Raw genomic sequence first — 15689 nt, 5'->3', positions numbered from 1 at the left:
CTCACCGCAGTCTTTGCGGGTTGAATTCAATCGTGAACTGGCGGAAATAACGCTCAAACGTGTCACGATTATCCGGAATGGGATAGCGGTTCAATGATCGGACCGCACTCAGGGCCGAGTTATCAAACGCAGTGTTGCCACTGCTACCGACCAACTTCACACTGGCCAGTTCACCGGTGGGCAACAGTGTGATCTGCAACCTCGCCGTCATGTTTTCAGTCGCTGAGGACGGCGGGTACCACGCCTGGCTTAACCGCTCGCGAATCAACGCCTGGTATTTCTCACTCTCGCTCAGCATCTGTGCTTCTCTGGCACGTGCTGCCGCGGCTTCCTGCTGGCGGCGGGCTTCCGCTTCACGCTCTTGCCTGGCCTGATCCGCCAGCGCTTCCAGCTGCTGTTCGCGCAGGCGCCTCTCAGCCTCAAGACGTTTCCGCTCTGCCTCTTTGCGAGCTTCCTCTTCGCGGCGCTGGCGTTCAGCCTCTTCTTTCTTTCGCTGCTCTTCCTGGCGGCGCTTTTCTTCCTCGGCCCGACGTTTAGCTTCTTCTTGCCGCTTGCGCTCTTCCTCAGCTTTCTGCCGTTCCCGCTCTTTGGCTTCGGCTTCCGCTTTCTGGCGCGCCGCTTCACGCTCTCTGGCTTGCTTCTCTGCCAGCTCCTTAGCCTGCGCCTCTTGCTGAAGACGCTCTTCTTCGCGCCTGCGAGCCTCTTCCTGAGCCTTCCGTTCCGCCTCCTGCCGGGCTTTTTCTTCAGCCTGGCGCTGGCGTTCGGCTTCTTCCCGCTCGCGCGCCTGTGCCTGCTTGCGCTCCTGCTCTTTATCCGCCTCGTCCTGCTCTTCCACCACCGGTGTCGGCCTTGGTTCAGGACTGATCAGCCGGGCCGAAATACTCCTGGGCTCCGGTTCTGGTGGCGTATTCCACGACCACCCGGCCAGAGCAATACCGAACAACAGCAGGTGCAGCCCTACCGAGACCGCCACCGGCGATTTCAGAGGTGCTTTTCCGGTACTGACGATGTCCCGCTTGTGGCCCTTCAAAATGTCACCATCATCCAATTACTGATTATCATTGGGCGCGTCGGTAATCAGGCCAATCCCGGTGGCCCCGGCAGCCTGAAGCTCAGCCATCAGGCGCACCACCACACCGTAGTCCACGTACTCATCGCCCCGGACGAGCACTTCACCGTTGCTCCGTTGGGACAGAATCTTTGCCACCTGGTTGCGCACCTCGTCCAGCGCCATCGGCTCGCTGGCGTCGTCACCCACTTCCAGGTAGTAGGCGCCATTGCTATCGACAGACACGGTGATGGACTCCACGTCTTTGTCCTGCTGAATCGGGTCGGAGGTTGTCTCCGGCAGATCCACCTTCACGCCCTGGGTGAGCATCGGTGCCGTCACCATGAAGATCACCAGAAGCACCAGCATCACATCGATGTAGGGGACTACGTTGATCTCAGACATCGGCTTGCGCCGTTGCTGAGGCATCATTCCCATACCTTTCATCTCGCTACACTCCTGTTACCGCCAGATGGCACCTTATGCTGCGGCCTGATCGCTGTTGTGGACCCGGCGATGCAGAATGCTGGAAAACTCTTCCGCAAAGGTTTCGTAGTTCTTGAGCAAGGCGTCTGACATGGCCGAGAACCGGTTATAGGCAATGACCGCAGGGATGGCCGCGAACAGGCCCATCGCCGTGGCAATCAACGCCTCAGAGATACCCGGCGCCACCGTGGCCAGCGTGGCTTGCTGCACCTGGGCCAGCCCGCGGAAGGAGTTCATGATGCCCCACACGGTACCGAACAGGCCAACGTAGGGACTGGTGGAACCGACCGTCGCCAGGAACGGCAGATGGGTTTCCAGGCGCTCCTGCTCCCGGGAAAAAGCCACGCGCATGGCCCTTTGGGTACCTTCCATCACGGCGTCGGCATCCCTGCTCTGCTGACGAAGGCGGGAGAACTCCTTGAACCCTGCCCGGAACACAGACTCCATACCGGAAAACGGCGTTGGCTCTGCACTCACTTCTTTGTAAAGCTGGCCCAGATCCATGCCGGACCAGAACCGGTCCTCAAATTCCAGCTGAGCCTGACGGGCTTTCCGGAAGACCTGCAGGCGCTGGAAAATCAGTGCCCAGGAGACGACCGATGCCAGCATCAGCAACAGCATGACCAACTGCACCAAAATCCCTGCATTCGCAATCAGATGCCAGACTGACAGTTCCGTTTCCACTGTTCACTCCCAAGTAGTTTTGTAAATCTTTCAACAAATTATACGAAATTCTTAAGAATTTCCTGCATATTTTCCGGAAGACGCCGGGGTTTGCCGGTATCCAGTGCAACACAGGCCACACGGACGTCTGCATCACACAGTAACTGCCGATCATCCGCCCGATACACGCATTGCCGAAAGCCCATCCAGACCCGGGATGCCGCTTTCAGCTCAGCCGTAACCAGCAACTGATCATCCAGCTTCGCGGGCATCCGGAAGTGCAGATTCATCTTTTGCACCACGTAACTGATGTTGTGCTCCAGCCCCGCACGAAGCCCGACACCCTGGCTACGGACCCACTCCGTTCTGGCACGCTCCATGTAGTGCAGGTATTTGGCATGAAAAACAATGCCACCGGCATCCGTATCTTCTATGTAGACCCGAACCGGCAACTCAAAGCTGGCAGAGGGATCACTCAAAAAGGTCGTCCTCCCGGCCGGACTTTGGCGGCACCACCCCGAAATGCTGGTAGGCGTTCGATGTCACCATACGCCCTCTTGGTGTCCGCACCATGTACCCCTGCTGAATCAGGAACGGCTCCAGTACATCCTCAATGGTGCCCCGCTCCTCACTGATTGCGGCCGCCAGACTCTCCACGCCTACCGGGCCGCCATCAAACTTCTCGATCATGGCCAGCAACAGGCGACGGTCCATGTGGTCGAACCCCTGGCTGTCCACTTTCAACATGTTGAGTGCCTGGTCAGCAATATCCGAAGTGATATGGCCGTTGGAGCGCACTTCGGCAAAATCCCTGACTCGCCGCAACAACCGGTTGGCAATCCTTGGCGTTCCCCGGGACCGACGGGCAATCTCGAACGCTCCTGCCTCGTCGATTTCCACCGACGACAGCCGCGCCGAACGGGTAATAATATGGGTGAGGTCCTGGTGATTGTAGAACTCCAGGCGCTGGACAATGCCGAACCGGTCTCTCAGCGGCGACGTCAGCAGACCGGCACGGGTGGTTGCCCCCACCAGCGTAAACGGCGGCAGATCCAGCTTGATAGACCGTGCAGCCGGCCCTTCACCAATCATGATATCCAGCTGATAGTCTTCCATGGCCGGATAGAGCACTTCCTCCACCGCCGCACTCAGGCGATGGATCTCGTCGATAAACAGGACGTCACCTTCCTCGAGGTTGGTGAGCATGGCAGCCAGATCTCCGGCCTTTTCCAGTACCGGGCCGGAGGTCGTCTTGATCGAGACACCCATCTCGTTGGCAATGATGTTGGCCAGAGTGGTTTTACCAAGCCCGGGAGGGCCGAAAATCAGCACATGATCCAGCGCTTCCTGGCGGCCCCGGGCAGCGGAGATAAAAATCTCCATCTGTTCGCGTACCGTAGGCTGGCCCACATACTCGGAAAGCAACGTCGGACGGATGGCCCGATCATGCACTTCCTCATATTCTCCGGCCTTGGCCGATATCAATCGGTCCGATTCAATCATGGCATTATCCGCTTGCTGGGAATAAACAACATGCCCGCTGGCTCACCCTGTAAGTCAGGTTGCACCAATTGTACAAAGGGGCGCTTGTGAGTCACGTTACGCTCTATACACATTGGTGTCATGGTTCTGTGGCCATAGCCGACACAAAAACGCCGGGTTGTTACCCGGCGGGAATCATATTCTTCAGGGCCAGACGTATCAGCGTTTCGCTGTTCATATCCGGGCCGGCCACCTTGCTGATCGCCTTGGCCGCCTCCTGGGGCTTGTAGCCAAGGGCAATCAATGCGGCCTCAGCCTCCTCCCGAGGGTCAGGCCCAGCCTGATTCGCGGTAGCCGCCCCGGCTCCAGTCGGCACATCGAGCTGAGACGGGACAAACTGCCCTTCCAGCTGCCCTATCCTGTCGGCCATTTCAATCAACAGCCTCTCGGCCGTTTTTTTGCCGACACCGGGCAGTTTCACCAGCGAATTCGCGTCCCGAGCCTCGACACAGCGGATGAATTGCTGTGCATCCAGGCCCGACAGAATGCCCACCGCAAGTTTGGGGCCAACACCGTTAACCTTGATCAGCAGCCGGAACAGATTTCGATCCAGACGGGAGGCAAAACCATAAAGGCTCTGGGCGTCTTCACGAACGGCGAAATGGGTATGAAGGGTCACTTCCTGCCCGGTCTCGGGCAGATGAAAAAACGTGGTGTAGGGAATGTCAATTTCGTAACCCAGGCCGGAACATTCCACCAGCGCCTGCCCGGGAGACTTTTCAATCAGCATTCCTCGGATTCGACCAATCAAACGGGCTCTCCTGTCGCGGCAAACCGCCGCTTATGGTTGGCGTACGCGGCCGCTTCTGACCTTACCTCCGGTCCTGGCCATACGTAATACACTCTGGTTCATATGGGCATGGCACAGGGCTATGGCCAGGGCATCGGCGGCATCCGCCTGTGGCTTTCGGGACAGCCCCAGAAGCGCCTGCACCATGTGCTGCACCTGGGATTTATCCGCTCCACCAGTACCCACCACCGCCTGCTTCACCTGCCGGGCAGAATACTCATGGACTGCCAGGCCGCTGTTGGCGGCACTGACGATTGCAGCTCCCCTTGCCTGACCGAGCTTCAGGGCCGAGTCCGGGTTGCGCGCCATGAACACCTGCTCAATAGCGAACTCCTCCGGGCGATATTCGCCAATCAGCACGGCGAGACTGTGGAAAATAGTCTGCAGCCTCTCCGCCATTGGCTTTTCACCTACGCGAATGCAGCCACTGTCGAGGTACTCAAGAAGCCGGCCTTCAGAACGAATAAGACCGTAACCGGTGATGCGGGAGCCGGGGTCTACCCCCAGGATGATTGCCATCCGCCTGCCCTCGGAAGTGAGAGAGTCTGGCCGTGCCGGAGATGGCGCGCCACCTCCGGCATCGTGCCTTTACTCTTTATCTTCTGCCTTGTTGCCTTCAACGGCTTTAGCAGAACGGCGCAGACGAATATGCAGCTCCTTCAGCTGCTTCTCGTCTACCTCGCCCGGCGCCTGAGTCATCAGACAGGTCGCGCTCTGGGTTTTCGGGAAAGCGATGACGTCGCGGATCGACGAAGAGCCGGTCATCAGCATCACCAGACGATCCAGGCCAAAGGCCAGACCACCGTGAGGCGGGCAACCAAACTTCAGGGCATCCAGCAGGAAGCCAAACTTGGCGCGGGCCTCTTCCTCTCCGATACCCAGGATACGGAACACCGTTTCCTGCATTTTCTCGTCGTGGATACGGATAGATCCACCGCCCAGCTCGGTACCATTGAGCACCATGTCATAGGCACGGGACAAGGCGTTCGCCGGGTCTGCTGCCAGATCTTCCGGGCTGCAGGACGGCGCCGTGAACGGGTGGTGAATGGCGGTCAGATTGCCATCCGGCAGCTCCTCGAACATCGGGAAGTCTACAACCCACATTGGTGCCCAATCGCAAGTAAGCATGTTCAGGTCGTGACCCACCTTGATGCGCAGCGCACCGAGGGCTTCGTTCACCACCGTGGCCTTATCGGCGCCGAAGAAGACGATATCGCCGTCTTCCGCCCCTACGCGCTCCATAATGGCCAGGGCAACATCGTCACCCAGGAACTTCACGATTGGCGACTGCAGGCCTTCGGCACCCTTGGCCAGTTCGTTCACCTTGATGTAGGCCAGACCTTTGGCACCGTAGATACCAACAAATTTGGTGTAATCATCAATCTGTTTACGGGTAAGCTCAGCGCCCTTGGGCACGCGCAGGGCGGCGACACGGCCCTTCGGATCTTTGGCGGGACCTGCGAACACCTTGAAGTCCACGCTTTCCACCAGATCACCCACATCCTGAAGTTCCAGAGGGATACGCAAGTCCGGCTTGTCGCTGCCGTAACGCTGCATGGCTTCAGAATACGGCATGCGCGGAAACTCCGGCAGCTCAACATCCAGCACATCCTTGAACAGGGAACGAATCATTTCCTCGTTCAGGCCCATCAGGGTTTCTTCATCGATGAAAGAAGCCTCGATGTCCACCTGGGTAAACTCGGGCTGACGATCGGCACGCAGATCTTCATCGCGGAAACACTTGGCAATCTGGTAGTAGCGATCTACACCAGACACCATCAGCAACTGTTTGAACAGCTGCGGCGACTGTGGCAGAGCGAAGAAGGAACCTTCGTGGGTACGGCTCGGTACCAGGTAGTCACGGGCACCTTCCGGGGTGGCACGGGTCAGGATCGGGGTTTCCACATCCATGAATCCGCGGCTGTCCAGGAAGTTCCGGATGTAACTGGTCACACGGGAACGGAACCGCAGACGGTTGATCATCTCCGGGCGACGCAGATCTACGAACCGGTAGCGCAGGCGAACATCCTCGCCCACGTCGACGTGCTCATCCAGCGGGAACGGCGGGGTGGCGGCTGCGTTCAGAATGACCAGCTCTTTGCCCAACAGCTCGACCTGGCCAGTGGGCATGTTGTTGTTCTCGGTACCCGCGGGGCGACGACGAACGCGGCCGGTCACCTTGATAACAAATTCGCTGCGGACTTTCTCCGCCAGAGCAAAACTTTCAGGGGTGTCCGGATCGACCACAACCTGAGACATGCCATCCCGATCTCGCAGATCCAGAAAGATGACCCCACCGTGGTCACGGCGGCGGTGTACCCATCCGCAGAGTGTGACTTCCTGATCGATGTGAGATTCGTTAATCCCACCGCAATAATGGCTGCGCATATCGGTTCCCGTTCGTTCTGAATGTGTTCGCGTTGAATCAAAGAATTTGGGCGGCTATAGCCGAAAAGCCGCCCATTATAAACACAATGGCTTTGAAAATCAGGCGTCCGGAAACAGAATTGACACCGGATATCCGGCAGCGGGATGACTATCAAAAAACCGGGGGCTAGAATGCATGGTTTGACCGGACCATGGAGTAAGACGTTGGCCACCCGAGCGGAACAGAAACTGAAAACCCGTCGAGCACTGATGGACGCTGCCCTCGCCCAACTGAGCGCAGACCGGGGCTTTGGCAGCCTGAGTTTGCGGGAAGTCGCCCGGGAGGCCGGCATTGCCCCCACATCCTTTTATCGGCACTTCGCCGAGCTGGACGAGCTTGGCCTGGCCCTGGTGGACGAAGGCGGCGTGGCCCTGCGGCAGCTGATGCGCCAGGCCCGTAAACGTATTGCCCGGGACGGCAGTGCGATTTCCACTTCGGTGGACACCTTCATGGAGTACCTGGGGAACAACGCCAACCTGTTCCGCCTGATGCTGAGGGAGCGCACCGGCGTATCCAAGCCTTTCCGGACGGCGGTGAAAGCAGAAATCGACCATTTCGTAACGGAGCTGGCCGACGATCTTGGCCGGTTTGCCGACGAACAGAACAAACCCCTGGCGGAAGCCAGGATTGTCGCCGAAGCCATGGTCACACTGGTCTTCAATCAAGGCGCCGAGGCGCTGGATGCAACCCCGAAAGAGCGAGAGGAACTCAAGCAGAAATTGAAAACCGAGCTGAGAATGATTCTGGTGGGTTCCCAGACCCTGGCCCAGTGGCAGCAGGGTCTGGATTGAGCTACTAAATCTTAGGCAAGTTGCTCAAGTAGCGGCTGCAGCTTTGCTTTCACACTGGCTAGCTGCTCTTCTGTGTAAGGTACAGGAGGCTGCTTGCCCCACACCGGACCCGGCCAGGCCGGGTCGCCCTGATAGCGGACAATATGATGCAAGTGCAACTGGGGCACCATATTGCCCAGCGCTGCCACATTCATTTTGTCGCCACCGAACAGTTCCATCATCCCCTCACTAAATGCAGAGGACTCGAACAGCAGACGTTGCTGCTGCTCGTTCGGCAACTCATAGATTTCCCGAATGCCTGATACGCGGGGTACCAGGATAACCCAGGGCCAGGTGTTGTCGTTCATCAGCAAGACATCACACAGACGGCTTTCCCCCAGCTTGTGGGTATCTGCCGCCAAACGCTCGTGAAGCTGGAACATCAACACCCCTCCCAGGCCGTCAGACCGCTGAATGGAACTGGTTACGGCCGCGGCCAATGGCGTAGTAGATCAGGCCATGACGATCCAGCATTTCCGGCTCGTACAGGTTGCGACCATCAAACACCACCGGCTCACTCAGGGTTGAGGCAATCACATCAAAGTCCGGTGAGCGGAACTCTTTCCACTCGGTGCAGATCACCAATACGTCAGCACCCTTCAACGCCTGTTCCTTGGTACCGCACAAAGTCAGTCCCTCGTGATCCCCGTAGATGCGCTGGGTTTCCTCCATGGCTTCCGGATCGAAAGCCTGCACCTTCGCACCGGCTTTCCAGAGATCTTCCATCAGGGTGCGGGAAGATGCTTCGCGCATGTCATCTGTGTTGGGCTTGAACGCCAGACCCCAGAGCGCCACGGTCTTGCCCTTCAGATCACCCTGAAAGTAGTGCGAGACCTTGTCGAACAGCACATGCTTCTGGGCATAGTTCACTGCTTCCACCGCGTTCAGCAGCTTGGACTCGTAGTCGCAGTCGCGGGCGGTGCGGGCCAGGGCCTGCACATCTTTCGGGAAGCAGGAACCGCCGTAACCGCAACCCGGGTAGATAAAGTGGTAACCGATACGCGGATCAGAACCGATACCCCGGCGCACTTCTTCAATATCCGCGCCCAGCCGCTCGGCCAGGTTTGCCACTTCGTTCATGAAGCTGATCTTGGTGGCCAGCATGGCATTGGCCGCGTACTTGGTCAGCTCAGCAGAACGGATGTCCATGAAGATCATGCGATCGTGGTTGCGGTTGAACGGGTAGTACACTTCCCGCAACAAATCCGCCGCCTTTTCGCTCTCGGTGCCGACCACAATCCTGTCCGGCTTCATGAAATCGTTGATGGCAGCACCTTCTTTCAGGAATTCCGGATTGGACACCACATCAAAATCCAGTTCCAACCCCCGCTTGTCCAGCTGGGCACGAACCGCCGCCTTTACTTTGTCGCCAGTCCCGACCGGTACGGTGGACTTGTCCACCACCACCTTGTAATCCTCCATGTGCTGCCCAATGGATTTCGCCACTGCCAGAACATACTGAAGGTCCGCAGAACCATCCTCATCCGGTGGCGTGCCAACGGCGATAAACTGAAGGGTACCGTGCTTGACCGCTTCCTCGGTGTCCGTGGTAAATGCCAGGCGACCTGCCTCAACGGTGTGCTTGACGATGTTGTCCAGGCCTGGCTCGTAAATAGGAATCTGGCCGTTCTTCAGTTTTTCGATCTTGCCCTGGTCCACATCCATGCACAGCACGTGGTGCCCGACATCCGCCAGACAGGCGCCGGTCACAAGGCCGACATAACCGGTTCCGAAAATCGTAATCTTCATGCAACTCTTCCTGAAAATTTAGAATGAAAACTGTCAGTGGCCTGCTTTCTTTTGCTGCCAGATCTTTTCCCAGGCCAGCGCGGTCCGCACAATGGTATTCAGATCATCAAAATCCGGCTGCCAGCCCAGGACACTCTTGATCCGAGTGTTATCGGCCATCAGCGCAGCCGGGTCGCCGGCTCGGCGTCCGGTTTCCTGTACCGGGAAGTCAACACCGGACTCGGTTTTCACCACATCAATCACTTCACGCACAGTGAAGCCACGGCCATAACCACAATTAAGCACCTGAGACTCACCGCCTTTGGCCATATAATCCAGCGCCATAACATGGGCCTTGGCCAGATCTTCCACATGGATGTAGTCGCGGACACAGGTGCCGTCACGGGTCTCGTAGTCGGTGCCAAACACGCTCATACCATCTCTCTGCCCGGTCACGCACTCGCAGGCTACCTTGATCAGGTGCGTTGCCTCCGGCGTTGCCTGCCCCAACAAGCCGTCCGGGTTGGCGCCGGCCACATTGAAATAGCGCAGAATCACGTAATTCAGACTGCTGGCAGCGGCGAGGTCCATCATCATGCGCTCGCTCATCATTTTCGAGGCACCGTAGGGGTTGATGGGCGCCAGCGGAAGGTCTTCCGTCAGTACGGTTTGTTCGGGCATACCGTAAACCGCTGCCGTGGAGGAAAACACCATGTAGGGAACCTGATAGCGCTCAACCATCTTGAGAAGATTCAGGGTGTTCCGGGTGTTGTTGCTGTAGTACTTGAGGGGGTTGGAAACGGATTCCGGTACCACGATATTGGCGGCAAAGTGCAGTACCGCCTCGAACTTATGCTGCGAAAAAACCGCACTGAGGGCTTGCTCATCGGCAAGGTCGCCCACCACCAACTCGCCGGCGGTCACGGCCCAGCGATAACCGGTAGACAGGTTATCAAAAACGACAATGTCATGACCTGCCGCCGCCAGCTGACGCACAACGTGACTGCCGATATATCCGGCACCGCCGGTAACAAGTACTTTCACGCAGAGTTACTCCTTCCCTGAATTCTGTTTACGCCGCCGCCGAATCTCTGCCCGCCGCCGGCTGAAAAAATCACTGATAACCTGGCCGCACTCGCCTTCCAGGACACTGCCTTCCGCTTCTACTTGCCAGTTAAGGTGGGCCTCGTCCAGCGTACGCCGGGCAGATTCTACCGCACCCGCTTTGGGCTCGCGGGCACCATAAACAAGGCGGCTGATTCGGCTGTGCACAATGGCGCCCACACACATGGTGCAAGGCTCAAGGGTGACGTATAAAGTTGCCCCGGTCAGCCGGTAGTTCCCCACCCTGGCGGAGGCATCCCGCAAAGCCCGAATCTCCGCGTGGGCTGTGGGATCACAACCGGTAATGGGCGCATTGTAACCCACGCCCAGCTCCTTACCATCACGGACAACAATCGCGCCAACGGGCACTTCGCCTATCGAGGCCGCCCGCTCCGCCAGCATCAGTGCACGGGCCATCCAGTATTGATCATTCTTTGGTGAATCCGACATAAATGCGGCTCTACTGATAGCGCCCTATACAACTACGATAGTGGCCAACCCCGAAAGCGCCACGAAAATACCATTATTCGCCGTCTTAACCAAGCGACGGCCCCGGGCGCACCCGCACTGAAAGAAGATTTTTTACTCAGACAACTGTCATACCGTTTTACCTTTCGGGGCCTATACTGACATACGTCATGTTTCAATCAGTGCAGTCCGTGCAAGACTTACAAGGACCTGAATCGCATCTGCAGCCGCAGATCCTTCAAGGAGAGAACATTATGAAAGCATTGGTATTTCACGGACCAGGAAAGCGTAGCTGGGAAGACAAGCCACAGCCTGCAATCGAGAAACCCACAGATGCCGTGGTGCGCATCACCCATACCACCATTTGCGGCACCGACCTGCACATCCTGAAAGGCGATGTGCCAGCGGTCACGAAAGGTCGCACTCTCGGCCACGAAGGCGTGGGAGTGGTCGAAGAAGTGGGTGACGGAGTAAGTAACATCAAGGTTGGCGACAAAGTGTTGATTTCCTGCGTCACCTCCTGCGGGCGTTGCGACTACTGTAAGCGCGGCATCTATGCCCACTGCCGGGACGGCGGCTGGATTCTGGGGCATTTGATCGATGGCACCCAGGCCGAGTATGTACGCATCCCCCATGCCGACAACAGCCTGTACCACCTGCCTTCAGGAATGGACCCAGCTGCCGCGGTGATGCTCAGCGACATCCTGCCCACAGGACACGAGATTGGCGCTCTCGCCGGCGAAGTCAAACTGGGGGACACAGTCGCCATCATCGGCGCCGGCCCCATCGGACTGGCCGCCGTAATGACCTCCCGCTTCTACTCACCGGCGCGTATCATCATGATTGATCCGGACGAGAACCGCCTGGCAATGGCCAGGATGCTGGGGGCCACAGACACCATCGCCCGAGACCCCATCGAAACCATCAAAGAACTGACCAACGGTGAGGGTGTAGACGTTGCCATGGAGGCGGTCGGCATACCTGAGACCTTCGATATCTGCCAGAGCATCATTCGCGCTGGCGGCAACATCGCGAACATCGGCGTACACGGCAAAAGCGTGGAATTCCGGCTGCAGGACCTGTGGATCAAAAACATCACGGTACGCACCGGCTTGGTGAGCACCAACACCATTCCGGTGCTGATGAAGGTCGTCGAGAGTGGCGATGTGAAGCCGGAGGACCTGGTCACACACCGCCTCAAGCTCAACGATATCGAAAAAGCCTACGACATCTTCAGCCAGGCGGCGAAGGAGAAAGCAGTCAAGATGTTGCTGACCGCCGAATGACGACCTGAAAACGAAAAAAGGCGGCAAGCATCCCTGCTTGCCGCCTTCCGGCTCTAGCCTGCCCGACTCATTCCCATTCAATGGTTGCGGGCGGCTTGGACGAAATATCGTAGGTCACCCGTGATACACCGGAAATCTCGTTGATAATCCGGTTGGATACGGTTTCCAGCAGTTCGTACGGGAGCCGCGCCCAGCGTGCGGTCATAAAGTCCACGGTTTCCACGGCACGGATCGCGATCACGTATTCGTAGCGGCGGGCATCACCCACTACACCCACGGATTTCACCGGCAGGAACACGGCAAAGGCCTGGCTGGTCTTGTGGTACAGGTCAGCACGATGCAGTTCTTCCAGGAAGATCGCGTCGGCACGACGCAGAATGTCCGCATACTCTTTCTTGACCTCGCCGAGGATACGAACCCCCAGCCCCGGCCCCGGGAACGGGTGGCGGTAGACCATGTCGTACGGCAGGCCAAGCTCGAGGCCGATCTTGCGGACTTCGTCCTTGAACAGCTCGCGCAGCGGCTCTACCAGTTTCATCTTCATGGTTTCCGGCAAGCCACCCACATTATGGTGGGACTTGATGACATGGGCTTTACCGGTTTTGGACGCAGCGGATTCAATCACGTCCGGATAGATGGTGCCCTGGGCAAGCCAGTTCACGTCTTTGATATTGGCCGCTTCGTCGTCGAACACGTCAATGAAGGTATTACCGATGATCTTGCGCTTCTGCTCCGGATCGTTCACGCCCTTGAGCTTGGACAGGAACAAGTCTTCAGCGTCTACACGGATAACCTTAACGCCCATGTTACTGGCAAACATGTCCATCACCTGATCGCCTTCGTGCAGGCGCAGCAGGCCGTTGTCCACGAACACGCAGGTAAGCTGGTCACCGATGGCTTTATGCAACAACGCCGCCGTAACCGAAGAATCCACACCACCGGACAGGCCCAACAGCACCTTGTCGGAACCCACCTGCTCGCGAATCTGCCGAACGGCATCGTCGACGATCTTGGCCGGGGTCCACAGAGCCTCACAGCCGGAGATGGTCAGGACAAAGTGCTCGAGGATGCGCTTGCCCTGCAGGGTGTGAGTCACTTCCGGGTGGAACTGAACGCCGTACAGGTTGCGGCTCAGGTCCTGCATGGCAGCAATCGGCGCGCTCTCAGTGGAGGCCAACAGCTCGAAGCCTTCCGGCATGGCGACCACTTTGTCGCCGTGGCTCATCCAGACGTCCAGCAGGGAATCACCAGCCGGCGTCAGGTGGTCGGTAATGTCTGCCAGCAGCGGGCCCTTGGCACGAACCTTCACCTGGGCATAACCGAACTCCCGCTTCTCGGAACTGGCAACCCGACCGCCAAGCTGCTCTGCCATGGTCTGCATGCCGTAGCAGATACCCAGCACCGGAATACCACGATCGAACAGACCTTCCGGGGCACGCGGGCCACCGAGCTGGGTGACCGATTCCGGGCCGCCCGCCAGAATAATACCCTTGGGATTGAACTCGTTAAGTTCGTCATCGGTGATATCGAATGCCTTGATCTCGCAGTAAACCCCGATTTCACGAACGCGACGAGCGATCAACTGGGTGTACTGGGAACCGAAATCGAGAATCAGGATACGGTGGTCGTGAATGTTCTGGGCCATGGAGTCCTCGGGCTGTAAAGAAACAACGCGGCCCGGAAACCGGGCCGCGTCTGATCAGGCAAAGATTAACCGATTCGGTAGTTGGGCGCTTCTTTGGTGATGGTCACATCGTGGACGTGACTCTCACGCATACCGGCATTGGTAATGCGAACAAACTCGGGCTTGGTACGCATTTCGTCCATGGTGGCGCTACCGGTGTAGCCCATGGAGGCCCGGATACCGCCAACCAGTTGATGCACGATATTACGCATCGGGCCTTTACAGGCCACGCGGCCCTCAATGCCCTCCGGCACCAGTTTCTCGATGCCTTTGCTGGCATCCTGGAAATAACGGTCGCTGGAACCCTGCCCCATGGCGCCGATAGAGCCCATGCCGCGATACGCTTTGTAGCTGCGACCCTGGAACAGTTCGACTTCACCCGGAGCCTCATCGGTGCCTGCCAGCAGGCTGCCGATCATGACGCAGTGAGCGCCAGCAGCAATGGCCTTGGCGATGTCTCCGGAGAAGCGGATACCGCCGTCTGCAATCAGTGGCACACCGCGGTCCTTCAGGGCAGCGGCGACATTGGAAACCGCAGAAATCTGGGGCACACCAATGCCGGCGACGATCCGGGTGGTACAAATGGAACCGGGGCCAATACCTACCTTCACGGCGTCTGCGCCAGCTTCGGCCAGGGCGATGGCAGCATCACTGGTGGCGATATTGCCGCCAATGACCTGAACATCCGGGTAGTTTTGTTTCACCCAGCGAACCCGATCGATCACGCCCCTGGAATGGCCATGGGCGGTATCCACCACGATCACATCCACCCCGGCTTCTGCCAGTGCGGCTACGCGAGCTTCGGTGTCACCACCGGTGCTGACCGCCGCGCCAACTCGCAGGCGCCCCTGCTCGTCCTTGCACGCCAGCGGATAGTCCTTGGCTTTCTGAATGTCTTTTACCGTGATCAGGCCACGAAGCTGGAACTCATCGTTTACCACCAGAACTTTTTCAATGCGGTGACGATGCAGAAGCTCTTTTACTTCTTCCAGATCGGCGCCTTCCTTGACGGTAACAAGCTTGTCCTTGGGCGTCATGATATCCCGGACGGGGGTATCCATGCGGCTTTCAAAACGGATATCACGGCCAGTCACGATACCGACAAGGTCATTGCCATCGACAACCGGGAGGCCGGAGATATTGTTGGCCATGGTGATATCGACCAGCTCACGCACGGTGGTACCCGGAGATACGGTGATCGGATCCTTGACCACACCACTTTCGAACTTCTTGACCTTGCGGACAGCAGCCGCCTGCTGCTCCACCGTCATGTTCTTGTGCATGATACCGATACCGCCTTCCTGGGCCATGGCGATGGCCAGCTCCGCCTCGGTTACCGTATCCATGGCCGCCGAGACCAGCGGAATATTCAGGGTAATACCCTTGGTCAGCTGGGTTTTCAGGTCGACCTGGTGAGGGAGAACTTCAGAATATCCGGGCACGAGCAGAACGTCGTCAAACGTGAGGGCTTCTTCGGCAATACGCAGCATTGGGATCCGCCTTTTGAACATGCTAAGTTGGGAATTTCCGTGCCGCACCCGCGGCGGTGCGACAAAGCAAAATCCTTAATCGATCTATTATAAAGTGGTGCGTAAGGACAGTAAACCGCGCGGTTTTTGCCATTTGGTTGCA

16 protein-coding genes are annotated in these 15689 nt (G+C 57.9%); 2 read left to right on the top strand and 14 right to left on the bottom strand.

What is annotated here, in order from left to right:
- Position 1: 1 nt before the first annotated feature.
- From tolA to aspS, 8 genes are all read right to left on the bottom strand, one after another.
- A complete protein-coding gene (gene tolA / locus Q669_RS02375) occupies positions 2-1030 on the bottom strand; it encodes a cell envelope integrity protein TolA (protein ID WP_227501043.1) in 1029 nt (342 codons plus the stop codon).
- Positions 1031-1048: 18 nt separating this feature from the next.
- Positions 1049-1495 (bottom strand): protein TolR, encoded by a 447-nt coding sequence (tolR, locus tag Q669_RS02370; RefSeq protein ID WP_011785184.1) that lies wholly within the window; start codon positions 1493-1495, stop codon positions 1049-1051.
- Positions 1496-1528: 33 nt separating this feature from the next.
- On the bottom strand, positions 1529-2218 hold the full coding sequence (gene tolQ / locus Q669_RS02365) for a protein TolQ (RefSeq protein ID WP_011785185.1): 690 nt from the start codon (positions 2216-2218) through the stop codon (positions 1529-1531).
- Between the two features lie 38 nt (positions 2219-2256).
- A complete protein-coding gene (gene ybgC, locus Q669_RS02360) occupies positions 2257-2676 on the bottom strand; it encodes a tol-pal system-associated acyl-CoA thioesterase (protein WP_011785186.1) in 420 nt (139 codons plus the stop codon).
- Positions 2669-3700 (bottom strand): Holliday junction branch migration DNA helicase RuvB, encoded by a 1032-nt coding sequence (ruvB, locus tag Q669_RS02355; protein WP_022991083.1) that lies wholly within the window; start codon positions 3698-3700, stop codon positions 2669-2671. Before ruvB ends, ybgC begins: the two co-directional genes overlap by 8 nt.
- Before the next feature lie 160 nt (positions 3701-3860).
- Positions 3861-4490 carry a Holliday junction branch migration protein RuvA gene (gene ruvA, locus Q669_RS02350; RefSeq protein ID WP_031210510.1) on the bottom strand — a complete coding sequence of 210 codons (630 nt, stop codon included), beginning with the start codon at positions 4488-4490 and terminating at the stop codon, positions 3861-3863.
- 30 nt (positions 4491-4520) lie between these two features.
- Positions 4521-5048 carry a crossover junction endodeoxyribonuclease RuvC gene (ruvC, locus tag Q669_RS02345; protein WP_011785189.1) on the bottom strand — a complete coding sequence of 176 codons (528 nt, stop codon included), beginning with the start codon at positions 5046-5048 and terminating at the stop codon, positions 4521-4523.
- Between the two features lie 69 nt (positions 5049-5117).
- Positions 5118-6917, bottom strand: a complete 1800-nt coding sequence (aspS, locus tag Q669_RS02340) for an aspartate--tRNA ligase (protein ID WP_022991081.1) — start codon at positions 6915-6917, stop codon at positions 5118-5120.
- Positions 6918-7121: 204 nt separating this feature from the next.
- On the opposite strand from aspS, the gene fabR reads away from it, so the two are divergent.
- Positions 7122-7748, top strand: a complete 627-nt coding sequence (gene fabR / locus Q669_RS02335; RefSeq protein ID WP_014421258.1) for an HTH-type transcriptional repressor FabR — start codon at positions 7122-7124, stop codon at positions 7746-7748.
- Positions 7749-7759: 11 nt separating this feature from the next.
- Here the strand turns inward: fabR and Q669_RS02330 are convergent, their stop codons facing one another.
- The 4 genes from Q669_RS02330 to tadA are packed head-to-tail and all read right to left on the bottom strand — an operon-like array spanning position 7760 to position 11069.
- Positions 7760-8170 carry an HIT domain-containing protein gene (locus Q669_RS02330; protein WP_036148569.1) on the bottom strand — a complete coding sequence of 137 codons (411 nt, stop codon included), beginning with the start codon at positions 8168-8170 and terminating at the stop codon, positions 7760-7762.
- 19 nt (positions 8171-8189) lie between these two features.
- Positions 8190-9536, bottom strand: coding sequence for a UDP-glucose dehydrogenase family protein (locus Q669_RS02325; RefSeq protein WP_022991079.1), 1347 nt, complete (start codon positions 9534-9536; stop codon positions 8190-8192).
- Positions 9537-9569: 33 nt separating this feature from the next.
- Positions 9570-10559: a UDP-glucose 4-epimerase GalE gene (gene galE, locus Q669_RS02320; RefSeq protein WP_022991078.1), complete on the bottom strand. Its 990-nt coding sequence runs from the start codon at positions 10557-10559 to the stop codon at positions 9570-9572.
- Positions 10560-10565: 6 nt separating this feature from the next.
- Complete coding sequence (gene tadA / locus Q669_RS02315; RefSeq protein ID WP_011785195.1) at positions 10566-11069, bottom strand: tRNA adenosine(34) deaminase TadA; 504 nt, start codon at positions 11067-11069, stop codon at positions 10566-10568.
- Between the two features lie 272 nt (positions 11070-11341).
- Between tadA and Q669_RS02310 the strand changes: the two genes are divergently transcribed.
- Complete coding sequence (locus Q669_RS02310; protein WP_011785196.1) at positions 11342-12373, top strand: zinc-dependent alcohol dehydrogenase family protein; 1032 nt, start codon at positions 11342-11344, stop codon at positions 12371-12373.
- Positions 12374-12440: 67 nt separating this feature from the next.
- On the opposite strand, the gene guaA is transcribed toward Q669_RS02310, so the two are convergent.
- Positions 12441-14018, bottom strand: coding sequence for a glutamine-hydrolyzing GMP synthase (guaA, locus tag Q669_RS02305; protein ID WP_011785210.1), 1578 nt, complete (start codon positions 14016-14018; stop codon positions 12441-12443).
- A gap of 65 nt (positions 14019-14083) precedes the next feature.
- A complete protein-coding gene (gene guaB, locus Q669_RS02300; protein WP_022991076.1) occupies positions 14084-15547 on the bottom strand; it encodes an IMP dehydrogenase in 1464 nt (487 codons plus the stop codon).
- Between the last annotated feature and the right edge of the window lie 142 nt (positions 15548-15689).

It is taken from the genome of Marinobacter sp. C1S70 (assembly GCF_000475355.1).
Classification (GTDB): Bacteria; Pseudomonadota; Gammaproteobacteria; order Pseudomonadales; family Oleiphilaceae; genus Marinobacter; species Marinobacter nauticus.
This window is presented reverse-complemented; position numbering and strand designations above follow the sequence as displayed.

Excerpts from the sequence above, each read along its gene's own strand:
- tolR (WP_011785184.1), bottom strand. The coding sequence starts at position 1,495 with ATGAAAGGTATGGGAATGATGCCTCAGCAACGGCGCAAGCCGATGTCT.
- ruvB (WP_022991083.1), bottom strand. The coding sequence starts at position 3,700 with ATGATTGAATCGGACCGATTGATATCGGCCAAGGCCGGAGAATATGAG.
- ruvC (WP_011785189.1), bottom strand. The coding sequence starts at position 5,048 with ATGGCAATCATCCTGGGGGTAGACCCCGGCTCCCGCATCACCGGTTAC.
- aspS (WP_022991081.1), bottom strand. The coding sequence starts at position 6,917 with ATGCGCAGCCATTATTGCGGTGGGATTAACGAATCTCACATCGATCAG.
- Q669_RS02330 (WP_036148569.1), bottom strand. The coding sequence starts at position 8,170 with ATGTTCCAGCTTCACGAGCGTTTGGCGGCAGATACCCACAAGCTGGGG.
- Q669_RS02325 (WP_022991079.1), bottom strand. The coding sequence starts at position 9,536 with ATGAAGATTACGATTTTCGGAACCGGTTATGTCGGCCTTGTGACCGGC.
- tadA (WP_011785195.1), bottom strand. The coding sequence starts at position 11,069 with ATGTCGGATTCACCAAAGAATGATCAATACTGGATGGCCCGTGCACTG.
- Q669_RS02310 (WP_011785196.1), top strand. The coding sequence starts at position 11,342 with ATGAAAGCATTGGTATTTCACGGACCAGGAAAGCGTAGCTGGGAAGAC.
- guaA (WP_011785210.1), bottom strand. The coding sequence starts at position 14,018 with ATGGCCCAGAACATTCACGACCACCGTATCCTGATTCTCGATTTCGGT.
- guaB (WP_022991076.1), bottom strand. The coding sequence starts at position 15,547 with ATGCTGCGTATTGCCGAAGAAGCCCTCACGTTTGACGACGTTCTGCTC.